Origin of the sequence: Pseudomonas yamanorum, assembly GCF_013386765.1 — a bacterium.
GTDB classification, from domain to species: domain Bacteria; phylum Pseudomonadota; class Gammaproteobacteria; order Pseudomonadales; family Pseudomonadaceae; genus Aquipseudomonas; species Aquipseudomonas yamanorum_A.
Window position 1 is genome coordinate 1 of the sequence record NZ_JACARE010000001.1, and the last position, 13,176, is coordinate 13,176.

The following is a 13,176-nucleotide window of genomic DNA, read 5'->3' on the forward strand; positions in this document are numbered from 1 at the left end:
CCGGTTTAGCCGCGACGGGGCAGGGACGCCCCGTCGCGGCGGCCCGCGGAGCAATGCCGGAGTGAGGGAACACCGAGCCTAGGCGAGGTGCCGACAGGCGGGGCAGAGCGTTTTGGTTACTTTTGCGCTTTTCAAAAGTGACCCGCTGTAAGAGCGGAACCATAGGCCGCCGTTACCTAAATAACGGACATGTACACCAATCACCCCTTGGAAGCCTCACTGATAATCTGCCGAATCGCCCCGACAAACGCCTCAGCCGGCTGCCCGCCACTCACCGCATATTGATCATTAAACACAATGGTCGGCACAGAACTCACCCCGCGAGACACCCACAACTGCTCCTGCTCACGAACCTCAGCCGCATATTCATCCGAAGCCAGAATCTCCTCAGCCCGCTGACGATCCAGCCCAACCCCTTCGGCAATCGTCGCTAAAGTCGCGTGATCAGACGGATTCTGCTGGTCAGTAAAGTACGCCTTGAACAGCGACTCCTTGAGGTTGTACTGCAACCCCTCAAGCCCGGCCCAATGCAACAGGCGATGCGCATCAAACGTGTTGTAGATCCGGCTCTGCCCATCGGTACGAAACGCAAACCCCAACTCCGCCCCCATATCACGAATCCGCGCCCGGTTAGCCTGGGATTGCTCCGCAGTGGAGCCGTATTTCTCAGTGATGTGCTCAGTAATGTTCTGACCTTCAGGCCCCATATTCGGGTTCAACTCAAAAGGCTGGAAATGAATCTCGGCCTGCACCTCCGGCCCCAACTGATCCAGAGCCTCGGTCAAGCCGCGCAGGCCGATGATGCACCAGGGGCAGGACACGTCGCTGACGAAATCGATTTTCAGGGGAGTACTCATGACTAGGCAACCTCGCTGGCTTTAAACGCCGGAAAGGCACCACGATACACCCCGCCAAGCCCTTACAAAACCTTGGAAGGCGCCACTGGGTCGATCTGCGCCCAATGCGCCGCATCCTCGCGATGGGCTTGCAGGTACGGCAACACCGCCGCCAGCAACGGCGCCTTGAACGCCTCCTGGAAACGATGGGCCAGGCCCGGAATCAGCCGCAACTGGCTGCCCTGGATATGCGCCGCCAGGTGCACGCCGTGCATCACCGGCAACAGCGGGTCGGCAGTGCCATGCACCACCAGCGTTGGCACACGCAGTTGATTGAGCAACGGCACCCGGCTCGGCTCGGCAAGGATCGCCATGATCTGGCGCTTTACCCCATCCGGGTTGAACGCCCGGTCGTAAGACTGCGCCGCCTGTTGCAGCAGCACCTTGCGATCATCCTTCACGTAGGGGCTGCCCAGCGCCGCCAGCAGGTCGGCCTGTTGCTCCAGGGCCACTTCACGATTGGGCGCGCTGCGCCGTGACAACAGTTGCACCAGCGCTGCACTCGGTGCCGGCAGGCCTTCGGCGCCGGAGCTGGTCATGATCAGGGTCAGGCTTTCCACCCGTTGCGGCGCCATGGCCGCCAGGTGCTGGGCGATCATCCCGCCCATGCTCGCGCCCAGCACGTGGAATTGCTGGATGTGCAAACCATCCATCAGCCCCAGAGCGTCGTCGGCCATGTCCGTCAGGGTGTAGGGCGCCGCCACCGGCAGACCGAGTTTGTAGCGCAGCACCTCGAAGGTCAGGTTGGCGCTGGCAGGCGCCTGGCGCCAGGTCGACAGGCCGACATCGCGGTTGTCATAACGAATCACCCGAAAGCCTTGCTGGCACAGGGCGACGACCACTTCGTCGGGCCAGTGAATCAACTGCCCGCCCAGGCCCATCACCAGCAGCAAGGCCGGATCGGACTCACGACCGATACTCTGGTAGGCGATGCTCACCTGGGCCAGGTCGACCGTTTGAGTCGGGACATTGACATCACATCGAGAAGCCGCAAAAGACGGCAGGCCGAATAATAAAGCGGCCATTAAAAACAAAACGCGCATGAAAAACACCGAAACGCAGAACCCCAGTAGAGCGCGAGTCTGATGAAGTTTGTTCAAGCGCGCTGCCACAGTTCAGTGACAGTTTGATGAATGTCGCCAGGCGGTCGCGGTATCCATCTAGCCCACGCCGCTCTGCCGTATCTCATTCAATAGCCCGATTCCCGAGCCGTATCGGGGCCTTGAGAGAGACAGACATGAGCGATACCCCCGACAACCTGCCGGATGTGAAGATCACCCCGTTTGATATCACGGCGCGAACGCTGGCCCGCCCGGTGGACGAAACCCTGCTGTGGGACGCCACTCGCCGGGGCCAGCAAAGCCAGCAGTTACTGCACACCCTCATCGCCCTGGCGCCTCGTGCGGCCACCGCCATCCGCGAGCTGTTGCGGCACGCCTGGAATCTGGACGGTGATCAGGTCGGCGTCATTTTCCCCCCCACCCAACAGCGCAGCACTCGCCAGTGCAGCCTGAGCCAGGCCTGCGGGTTTGTCCTGCAAAACCCGCAACTGTCCCCGGCGCAATTTCCAGCCTGCCGGATCAGCCGAATGCCTGCGCAACACCGGTTCGCATCGCTGTCGGCCATCGAGCTGTTTGAACGCTGCAAGGCGCTGGCACTCAAGCCCTTTATGCAACAACGCTGGGATGCCTATTGGCAGGCTCGCGCGCCCGGCAGCGGGGTCTCGCGCCATGAGCGCGCGGCCCAGTTGTATGGCCAGCACCTAGAAGCGGCGACCCATCACATCGAGGCTGTCGACGGCCTGGCGCCGCCGCTGCTCAACGCTGTGCAAACCCTCATGGACCCTACAGCCCCCGTCGGCACGTTGATCGACGGGCGCCGGATCCACACCGAACAGGTGGCCCTCAAACACCCCGGCCAGGTGCCGATAGCATTACCGGGCGCCTGGATCATTACCCTCGACGGCGAGGACCCGGTTCCCCAGTTACTCTACCTGCCGGCCTGGCAGCCAGCGGTCCAACTGTTCCATCGACGCACTCACCTGGAGCGTTGGCTGATCGATAACCAGCAAGCCGTGTTCCAGGTCGACAGGGCCTTGCCACGCGCGATGATCGACTACATCGCCACCCGCCAACCATTGCAAACGGGCATCGCCCAACGCCTGTCCGACCTCGCCAACCACCAGTTCTTAAGCGTGCTGAGCCACCTCTCCCACCACCACGACATCAGCGAACACGCGATCCACACCCTGGACAATGCACTCGCGTTCGATGAGCAGCTCAGCCGCGTCCCATTGTTGGCCGCGCCTCCCGAGGTGAGCGAACAACCGCCTGATATGGACGCCCTCAAGACCACCGCGCAATTTGGCTGGCTGTACGCCGACATTCCTCCCGCCACGCGCCAGGCCATGATCGACCACCAGCACCAAGCCATCGAAACGCTGCTGGGTGAGGATTACCAGGGTGACCACCGCCACCCACCGCTGGTGCAATTGACGCAGCACCTGAAACAGCTCCACAACGCCCAATCCGCGGCCAGCGATGCTGCCGTGGCGCTGCTTGCGCGCCGGGTCTACGACACCGCCAGCCTGGACACCCACTACACGGCACTCTACCGCGCACGAAACGCCGGGCTGCGGGCCGAAGCCTTGCTCCAGCGCAGCCTTGGGCAACTCGGCGACGACGAACTGAACGGCCTCCTGGCCCTGCTGGAGGACCCGGAACTGGAGGACCGCACGGCAGATGTGGGCGCAGCCCGGCTGACGCTGGCGGTCAGGCGACACAATGGCAGCAGCACCCTGATTACCGAAAAGGTCCTCAAGGGCCCCGTGCTGATCGCCCGCCGCGCAGCCCTGCGGGGGGCGGGCACCGATGCCGACAGCCTGTTGCTCTACTGGCCCGGACGGGGCGGTGCCCTGCAGCGTTTCGACTCGCGCCGGGCCCTGGAGCAGTACCTGTTCGGCATCCAGGCTGGCGACCCTCACCTGGCGCTGCGCCTGGACGAGGTGACCTCGGACCCGTTCGAGTACAGCCTGCAAAGCCAACAGACCGACTTCGAAGAACAGGCCGCGCGAATCCGCGCCGAACAGGCCGATGCACAATCACGGGACGGCGCGTTGCAAAGGCTGCGCCTGGAGGTCGCCGGCCAATTGTGCGTGCCCGAGCATCAAGCCCGCGATGCAGCGTTCGAGCAGATCATCGAGCAAAACAACAGCAGCCATCTGGCCGAGCATTTACCCCAGTGGCTACAGACCCTGAACGACCCACAGCGCACACTGTTCAAATACTTGGTGCAGGCCTACCTGCCCGCGGCGCAGCGCGCCCAGGCACTGCTCGAGCGCTCGCTGCCCCAGCGCGAGGCCTTCGCCCGACAGCAAATAGAAGCCCGCCTGCGCCGGGATTTCTCACTCAAAAAGAACTTCACGGTCGTGCTCGACCTGCCTGACTCAGTCAGGGCCATTCGCGACGTCATTCCCGGGGCCGCACCGGGAACGCCCGTCAGGATGCTCAACGTCCCCAGCGCGATACGCAGCAAGCTCTCCCTTGAAACCCTCGCACTGTCGAACATCGGCGATTCCATGGGCGCACGCCTGAGCTTTATGCGCCTGGAGGTCACGGCCGACGATCAGCGCGAGTACGACGCACTGAAAAACGGAATCACCGGCGCCTATCTGGCCCGAGTGGTTTCCGAGCTGGACCTGGCGCAACAGTATGAGATCCAGATTCTCCGGGCGTTCAACGGTAGCCCCGAGCAGTCCCGGTTCGATCGCGAATATCAGCGTGAATGCCTGATCGAACCACTGCGCCTCACCCTGCAACTGCACGCCACCCGCGCCCATCTGCAAGGCCATATCAATGACAACGAACTGCACACCCTGAAGGTGGCCATTGACGCCGATACCCCACAGGCCTGGGAGGTCGATCGCAAACAGATCGTCCTGCTCCCCGCCGGGCTCGCGGTGGGCGGCGCCGACACCAATCAACGCCCGACGGCCTTGGTCGGCGTCACCTTTATCCAGGAGAAAAACAGCGGTGTGACCCTGGTGTATCTGCCGGATGCCCCCGACCACCGCAACCTGCTCCGGGCCGACAGCCTCGACCAGGCACGTGCCCTGCTGTTTGCGCTGTGTGCCCAGGACAGCGGCGTGGACTACCTGGCAGGCCGTACCTTGAAAGGCGATGTGATTGCCCATGCCGCACGCATCCGGAAGGCCTATCAAAGCCGGTACGACGGGCTGATCGGCGTGGGCTCGCCCTGGCCGTCCACGACCTCACTGGCAGCGCACGAGCTTGACTCCCGGATGGCTCGGCTGATCGAGGCCCATCGCAACACCTCCCGCTCCAACTTCGACCTGGCCGTAGAGCGCTACGCCCTGCAAAACCGCATGCTGTTCCATTGGATCAAAGTCGCCCTCAATTGCCTGCCGTTCGTGGGCACGGCCATTTCCCTGTATGACGCACGCGCCAACCTGCACGCTGCCGTGAAAGCCTTCCTGCGGGGGGACATCGGGCAGGGTATCGATGACCTGGCCTCAGCGTTTGAGGCACTGTTATTCGCCACCATGGATGCTGCGCAGATAGCCGGCGCTTCGACACAGGTGGGCAAAGCCGCGCGTGGGTTGATGCGCCGGCACCAGCTGTCGAGGAGGCTGGACAAGGGCGCGTTCTGGCGCTCTGGCGGGCCCGCAAAAAAACCATCCCGGCGTTCGGACTTCGAGGGCTATGCCTATGACCAACCGCTGTCCCTCGAAGGCCTGCACGCACCGACGTCCGGAAAGTATCGCCAGGTCTATCGGCATGCACGTGGTGAGTTCATTGTCCGCCAGGGGCAGATCCTTGAGGTCACCTTTGACAGCACCTACGACACCTGGCGCCTGAAGGGCAACCGCAACCGCCTTTACAGACAACCGATCGCCCTGGATGAAGCCAGTGAGTGGCAATCCCACGGCATTCTTTATGGGCGCCTCGTCGCCGGCGGTTTGCCCGGTGGCAGCCGCCGCATCCCCCGACGCCGGGCCGGCGCACCGCCCGCCGCGGTGGAAGCACAACTGCCCCAGGAGATGACACGTACCCTGTCACGGCGTCAGATCCAGCTCAACGAAATCGCCGTCGCCCTGGACGACCTGCTCCGCCAGAGCAAAGCCAGCAATACTGAACTCAGCCGTTACACCGACGCCTGGTCAAGCCACACACCGGCAGAGCGCTTCCCCCTCAGTCAAGATATCGACGTACAGTTATTCGCCGATATCGAGCTGGCCAAGCAGACTTATCAACTGGCAGACAACGCGACCCAACTTCCGGGCGGCGGCCTGTTGGCCACCCTCAACCGTGACAAAAATACCGCAGCCCTGGTGATCACCGAACGAGCGTTGCAGCGCGCCCAGTTGGCCGGCCATCGATTGAGCCACCTCACCCGGCACCTCGACGACCTGAACAGGCAGATCAATCGCGACCACCCCGGCACCGAACATTCGAGGCTGGCCCGTGAGATCACCGAAAGCCGGGGCAAGATTCTTGCCGAGTACACCATCATCGAAGCCAGCATCAATGACATACGCCTCTGGCGCCCGCGTGTCGCGCCCACCCCCCTGCCCGCCGGTTCGGTGGAGGCGGCGAACGTCATCATGGAAAACTTCTCCGAACTGCGCTTGCTGATCACCCGCACCAGCCTGCATCTGCAAAGCGCCAGGTACCTGGATGTACCCCATACCCTCAGTTGGTTTTACCTGCACGAACAGGTAGGCGAGCTGCATGTAAAACTCAACAATACCTTGGTCACCCATATGGAACTGCCTCGACGCGGTATCAGTCGCGTCGAGCGTAACCGCGTCCTGAATTATTGCAGCGCGACTTACGAGGAAGCCCGTCAAAACTTCAACAGCTGGAGCATCAATTACCCCGAGCTTTTTGATCCACACCAGGTGCAACCGCTGCGGGACAATCTCGAAACCCTCAGTGCCCGGGCACTCAAGGCCCGGCGCAAGACCAGCACGGAACAGGCCGCTGACCGGCCCCACAAGACGTTCAACAGCGAAGGCGACGAACTGTTGGTGGGCACTGAAGAGGTACGCCCAGACGTGTCGCAACGGCGCTACATTCGCCTCGTCGGTGAGGGGCGTAGGGAAACCTGGGATCAGGTCGGGCAAAGCCAGAAATACCGCCGGGTCGATGCCCCCGGCCCGTCCAGGCCGGCGCCCCCCGCTGCGCCCGCCAATGTGGCCGTGGTCCTGGAGGAAGCCCGGGGCCGGCTCGGCGACCTGCCGGCGTATGAAGCCAAGGTCCATAGCTACAGGAACATGGAACCGGTCAACCTGGAACACATGATGGCCAGCGAAGCGGACGGCCTGGTACAGCGTGCCAGGCATCTGGAAAACCTGGGTTCCCGGGACCCGCTCATCGCGAAACTGCGCGAGCAAGCCATGGGATTGCAAACCCGTGGCCGGGACCTGCGCACCGAACGGTCCCTCACCAGCCAGCAACCCACCGAAGGCTATCTGGACGACCTCAAGACCGTAGGCAAAATAGACATCCAGAAGCTGGGAAGCCGTGAGTCCCGGCCCAACCGCCTGGACGGTGGCGCAGATTTCCTGCAGGAATATGTGATCAACGACCTGACAAAAAATCCGCCCGTCCCTTTGTGGTACGCACACTTTCACTATGATGCCCGGGCATCGGCCTTTGACAGTTTTATCAAGGCGCACCTGAAGCTCGGCCGCCAGCGCAAGAAGGGCCTGCAATGGCAGTTGTCACAGCAGGAACAGGGGGCGCTGTGGAGCAACCTCAGGATCTGGCGCGGCGATATCGGCAAAGCCTTTGCGGTGAAGCATTTCGAAGCGCTCTAAACGACACAGGAATACCACTTAACGCGCTGCGTACTCGGGTGTACTGGCCGCCAAAGAGGAGCACTCCGCTCCTCTTTGGCGAGGAACACTCACCATGACTGATGGACACCAGACACCCCGGGCCTGGTCACGCGCCTGCTCAGGGAGCAATTGGACCTGGAATGGCAAAAACAACAGGCCGCCCATACACCGATCTGGCGCGGCGATATCAGCCGGTCGCTGTTCCTCAAACACTTCTCCCAGCTCTGAACCAACGGACATCACGCCACCGATCCTGGCGGCGTGATCGCCTCAGCGCGGTCGACAGCCAGGGCAACATGAGACAAACTCACCCGATCCGAATTTGTCACAAGTTATGCTCATGGAGAATCCGTGCTCGAAATCCGTCATCTCAAGACCCTGCACGCCCTGCGCGAAGCCGACAGCCTGGTGGAAGCCGCCGAGCGCCTGCACCTGACCCAATCCGCGCTCTCGCACCAGTTCAAGGAGCTGGAAGAACGCCTGGGCATGCAGCTGTTCGTGCGCAAGACCAAGCCGCTGCGCTTCACCAGCGCCGGCCTGCGCCTGCTGCAACTGGCGGACGCCACCCTGCCGCTGCTGCGCGGCGCCGAACGTGACATCGCACGCCTGGCGGGCGGCACCGCCGGGCGCTTGCACATGGCTATCGAGTGCCACAGTTGCTTCCAGTGGCTGATGCCCACCATCGACCAGTTCCGCGATGCGTGGCCGGAAGTCGAGCTAGACCTGGCCTCCGGTTTCGCCTTCGCACCGTTGCCGGCCCTGGCCCGGGGCGACCTGGACCTGGTAGTGACCTCCGACCCGCTGGAGCTGCCGGGCATCACCTATGTGCCGCTGTTCACCTACGAGGCCATGCTGGCGGTGGCCAACCAGCACCCGCTGGCGAACAAGCCGTACATCGTGCCCGAAGACCTGATCAGCGAAACCCTGATCACCTACCCGGTGGAGCGGGATCGCCTGGACATCTTCACCCGCTTCCTGGAACCCGCCGACGTTGAGCCGGCCCAGGTGCGCACCTCGGAACTGACGGTGATGATGATGCAGTTGGTGGCCAGCGGTCGCGGCGTGTGTGGCATGCCTCATTGGGCGCTGCATGAATACAGCTCACGGGGTTACGTGAAGGCCAAGCGGCTGGGGGAGAAAGGCCTGTTTGCCACGCTGTACGCCGGCATCCGCGCCGACATGCTGGACGCGCCGTACATGCGCGACTTTTTGCTGACGGCCAAGGACACCTCGTTTTCGACCCTGGATGGGGTCAGCGCCGTACGCTGATGAACAGCGGGTACCTGTGGCGAGGGAGCTTGCTGTGGCGAGGGAGCTTGCTCCCGCTGGGGCGCGAAGCGGCCCCGAGATTTTTGGGTCTGCTGCGCAGCCCAGCGGGAGCAAGCTCCCTCGCCACAGCAAGCTCCCTCATCACAGCAAGCCCCCTCACCACAGCAAGCCTCCTCACCACAAGTCAGGCAGTGATCAGCGAGGCGCGATAGAACGGCAGGATCAAGTCCCGGGTCAGGGGCGCCAGGTGCAAGTCGCCGTCACCGGCCGGGTCGATCCAGCGCACTTCTTCAATCTCGGCGGCCGGTGTCACCGGCACGTCAATGTGTACCTGGAACAACTCGGCCTGCACCACAAACCCTGGCTCATTCGCCGCCGGGGCCGAGAATTGGCCCAGGTACACCGCCGCTGCCGGGTCAATGCGCAGGCCCAACTCTTCGTGCAGCTCACGGGCCAGGGCCTCGGCAGGTTGCTCGCCGGCATCGATCTTGCCGCCTGGCTGCATGAAGGCCTGGGTGCCGCGCTTGCGCACCAGCAGGGTCTGGCCGTCGCTGCCGATCAGCAGGGCGGCGGCGATGCGAATGGTGGAGGTCATAAAGGGTCGCCTTGAATGCAAAGGCGCAAGGATCCCATGAACCGGCCTCAACCCAAAAGTACCGTCTCTTCCGGCGCCTTGATGAACACGCTGTACCTGGCCCCTTCCATCGTCTCGAACGCGATCAGCTTGTCCACCAGCGGCAGGTTCAACACCTTGCCGGCGTTGAGCAGCAACATGCCGTTGTCGGCATTGAGGTTGCGCGCCAACACCATGCCTTCGGCCAGTTCGCGGGTGGTCAGGACTTTCACCGTCGGGTCGCCCAGGGTCACGTCGCTGAGGAACGCCGCGCAGGCGTGGACGAAGTCTTCCACCATGTCCGGGTCGTAAAGGCGCCCGGCGTATTTGCGGATATAGAGCAGCGCTTCGTCACTGTTCATTTGCCGCTCCAGGATCAGGCCGCGCTGCAGTTCGATGAAGTCCACCGCCAGCTTCAACAGGCGCGCGCCGAACGGAATCGCCTCGCCCTTGAGATGGTCGGGAAAGCCGGTGCCGTCCCAGCGTTCCTGGTGATGGCGGATCAGGCGCGCGGCATCTTTCATCGGCTCCAGGGTCATCAGCAACGATTCGCTCTGGGTTGGATACGCCCGGTAGCGTTCGCGGTCGGTGCTGTGCAGCAGGTCAGCGGGCGACACCATCATGCTGTCGCTCCAGCTCAGCTTGCCGATGTTGTAGAGGGCGGCGGCCATGGTCAGGTCCCGGGCGCTGGCTTCATCCATGGGCTGGAACTTGCAGTACACGCGGATCAGTTCGATCAATTGGCGGTTGGTCTGTTTTTCCTTGGGCAACCGCAGGTTGGCCAGCAGCGAAAACACCTCGGTGCCGGTCACGTAGCTGCGCTTGAGCTCGTCGTAGGCCAGGTCGAGCATGTCGGCGGTCTGCTGCAACTCGGAGGTGCGCGCCACTACGCGTTTTTCCAGGGTCGCATTGAGGGCTTTCAGCTGGTCGTTCTGCTCGCGGGTCAGCTGTTCAAGGCGCAGCCGTTCGCGCTCGGAATGCTGATGCTCCAGGGACTGACGCAAGGTCAGGAGCATTTCCTCATCGTTCCAGGGTTTGCTGATGTAGCGGTGGATCTGCCCTTCGTTGATCGCCTTGATCATCATGCTCATGTCGGCGTAGCCGGTCAGCAGGATGCGCGTGGTGGCCGGGTACAGCCGGTGGGTTTCGGCCAGGAGCATCGCGCCGTCCATGGCCGGCATGCGGGCGTCGGTCATGACCAGGTCGATGGGCCGGGCGGCCATGATCTGCAGGGCCTGGGCGCCGCTGCCGGCCAGCAACACCTCATAGGGTTGGCCCCGCAGCAAACGGCGCAGGCTGTTGAGGATCGACTCTTCGTCATCGACCAGCAAAATCGTGGGGGTGTAGGGGGCAGTCGTAGCAAGTTGCTCATCCATGGCGACACCTCCTCTCAATGACACAAAATTGCACCATTGCGCCCCCGTCGTGATCAATCGCTGTACTTGCAGGTGCATTGAGCGCTAGATGAATGCGGGGGTAACTGGCGTTGATTTGACGCCAACCGGCCGACTTATTCAAGGGAGCCAACTATGCTTGTGGCAAGAAGCCCATGACCGCCCCTGTTTACCGATGTACTTAAGGTAAGGAAGCCACATGCGCCAGAATATGCAGTTGAGCGCGACCCGGAACCGCTCGTGAACCCGCGCTCCGCAAGGGCCAATCGGCGGATCCTGATCGTCGACGACACCGCGTCGATCCACGAAGATTTCCGCAAGATCCTCGAAGCCGACCCCAACGGCGGCCAGTCCCTGGACAGCATTGAAGAGACCCTGTTCGGCACCGCCCCGGCCCTGCGCCAGACATTCCTGCTGGACTCGGCCTACCAGGGCCAGGAAGCGCTGGCGCTGGTGACCAAGGCCCTGGCCGCCAACACGCCCTACGCCCTGGTATTTATCGACATGCGCATGCCCCCGGGCTGGGACGGCCTGGAGACCATCGAGCAGCTATGGGCCATCGACCCCCACCTGCAAATCGCCTTGTGCACGGCCTACTCCGACTATTCCTTCGAAGCCATCGAAGCGCGCCTGAAATACGACGACCAACTGCTGATCCTGAAAAAGCCCTTCGACAACCTGGAAATCCGCCAGATGGCCAGCGCCCTGACCTGGAAATGGCAGCTGGCACAAGATGCCGCGCTCAAGCTGATGGGCCTGGAGCGCACGGTGGAGGAACGGGTGCAGGAACTGCTCAAGGTCTCGCACCTGCTGCAATACGACGCCCTCACCGAGCTGCCCAACAGCACCCTGCTGGGAGACCGCCTGACCCAGGCCATCGCTGTGTGCCGGCGTCATGACACCCAGTTGGCCGTGATGTTTATCGGCCTCGACCGCTTCAAGCGCATCAACAATGCCCTGGGCCATCCGGTGGGCGATGAAGTGCTCAAACAAGTCAGCCAAAGCCTGGTGGCGACGGTGCGCGAGTCGGACTCGGTGTTTCGCTACGGCTCCGACGAGTTCGTACTGATCCTCAACGACGTTCATCATCCCCAGCAAACCCAGCACATTGCCGAAAAAGTCCTAAAGGCCGTCAGCCACACCCGCTACGTCGCCGGCCACGACCTGAGCGTTACCGCCAGCCTGGGTATCAGCATCTACCCCGACGACAGCCAAAGCGCCGTGGAATTGATCAAGAAAGCCGAAACCGCCATGCACGCCGCCAAGGACCATGGCCCGAATGACTTCAGCTTTTTCATCGATGACATGAACCTGCGCGCCCAGGAACAACAAAGCCTGGAGACCGCGATTCGGCTGGCCCTGCAGCGCAATGAGTTTGTCTTGCACTACCAGCCCAAACTGGATTTGAACACCGGGCAGATCGTCGGCGCGGAAGCCCTGATTCGCTGGCACCAGCCCGATCATGGCTGGGTCTACCCCTCGGCTTTTATCCCGGTGGCCGAAGACAGCGGCCTGATCGTGCCCCTGAGCCAATGGGTGCTGGGCCAGGCCTGCGAACAAGCGCAAGCCTGGCAGGCCGCCGGCCTGGACCCGATCTGCATTTCAGTGAACATCTCGGCCATCGACTTTCGCCAGCGGGATTTTGTCCCCAACCTGGCGGCCATCCTCGAACGCACCAGCCTGGCCCCAGGCTTGCTGGAGCTTGAGATTACCGAAAGCGTGCTGATGCAAAACGTCGAGGACACCCTGACCACCCTGCGGGCCATCAAGACCATGGGTGTGCGCCTGGCAGTGGATGATTTCGGCACCGGCTACTCCAGCCTCAGCTACCTGCGGCGGTTTCCCATTGATGTGCTGAAAATCGACCAGTCGTTCATTCGCGGCTTGAGTAAAAACCCTCAGGACGCGCAACTGATCAGCGCAATCATCAGCCTGGGTAAGAGCCTGGACCTGAACATCATTGCCGAAGGCGTGGAAACAGTTGAGCAGCTGGATTTCCTCAAGGCCCACCAGTGTGAAGAAGGCCAGGGCTACCTGTTCAGCAAGGCCGTGGCCGCCGATGAATTTGCCCTGTTGATGCAAGCCGGGCGGCGCCCCCTGATGCCTGGCCAATAACCTTCTGCCCCAAGGAATAATCGCTTG

7 protein-coding genes are annotated in these 13,176 nt (G+C 62.5%); 3 read left to right on the forward strand and 4 right to left on the reverse strand.

What is annotated here, in order from left to right:
• Window positions 1-200: 200 nt before the first annotated feature.
• Window positions 201-857, reverse strand: coding sequence for a DsbA family oxidoreductase (locus tag HX875_RS00005; RefSeq protein ID WP_177040649.1), 657 nt, complete (start codon window positions 855-857; stop codon window positions 201-203).
• 62 nt (window positions 858-919) lie between these two features.
• Complete coding sequence (locus HX875_RS00010; RefSeq protein WP_177040651.1) at window positions 920-1,939, reverse strand: alpha/beta fold hydrolase; 1,020 nt, start codon at window positions 1,937-1,939, stop codon at window positions 920-922.
• A 194-nt stretch (window positions 1,940-2,133) separates the two neighbouring features.
• Between HX875_RS00010 and HX875_RS00015 the strand changes: the two genes are divergently transcribed.
• On the forward strand, window positions 2,134-7,737 hold the full coding sequence (locus HX875_RS00015; protein WP_177040653.1) for a dermonecrotic toxin domain-containing protein: 5,604 nt from the start codon (window positions 2,134-2,136) through the stop codon (window positions 7,735-7,737).
• A 372-nt stretch (window positions 7,738-8,109) separates the two neighbouring features.
• Window positions 8,110-9,027, forward strand: a complete 918-nt coding sequence (gene metR, locus HX875_RS00020) for a transcriptional regulator MetR (RefSeq protein WP_017480097.1) — start codon at window positions 8,110-8,112, stop codon at window positions 9,025-9,027.
• 184 nt (window positions 9,028-9,211) lie between these two features.
• Here the strand turns inward: metR and HX875_RS00025 are convergent, their stop codons facing one another.
• The gene (locus tag HX875_RS00025) at window positions 9,212-9,622 is read right to left on the reverse strand and encodes an NUDIX hydrolase (protein WP_177040654.1); all 411 of its coding nucleotides are present in this window, start codon (window positions 9,620-9,622) and stop codon (window positions 9,212-9,214) included.
• 47 nt (window positions 9,623-9,669) lie between these two features.
• Entirely contained in the window at window positions 9,670-11,016 is a 1,347-nt protein-coding gene (locus HX875_RS00030; protein WP_177040656.1) for an HD domain-containing phosphohydrolase, read from the reverse strand.
• Between the two features lie 258 nt (window positions 11,017-11,274).
• Here HX875_RS00030 and HX875_RS00035 point away from each other — a divergent pair, with 258 nt between their 5' ends.
• Complete coding sequence (locus HX875_RS00035; protein WP_177040658.1) at window positions 11,275-13,149, forward strand: putative bifunctional diguanylate cyclase/phosphodiesterase; 1,875 nt, start codon at window positions 11,275-11,277, stop codon at window positions 13,147-13,149.
• The last annotated feature ends 27 nt before the right edge of the window (window positions 13,150-13,176 follow it).

Coding starts and splice junctions, on each gene's coding strand:
- HX875_RS00005 (WP_177040649.1), bottom strand. CDS start 857: ATGAGTACTCCCCTGAAAATCGATTTCGTCAGCGACGTGTCCTGCCCC.
- HX875_RS00010 (WP_177040651.1), bottom strand. CDS start 1,939: ATGCGCGTTTTGTTTTTAATGGCCGCTTTATTATTCGGCCTGCCGTCT.
- HX875_RS00015 (WP_177040653.1), top strand. CDS start 2,134: ATGAGCGATACCCCCGACAACCTGCCGGATGTGAAGATCACCCCGTTT.
- HX875_RS00025 (WP_177040654.1), bottom strand. CDS start 9,622: ATGACCTCCACCATTCGCATCGCCGCCGCCCTGCTGATCGGCAGCGAC.
- HX875_RS00030 (WP_177040656.1), bottom strand. CDS start 11,016: ATGGATGAGCAACTTGCTACGACTGCCCCCTACACCCCCACGATTTTG.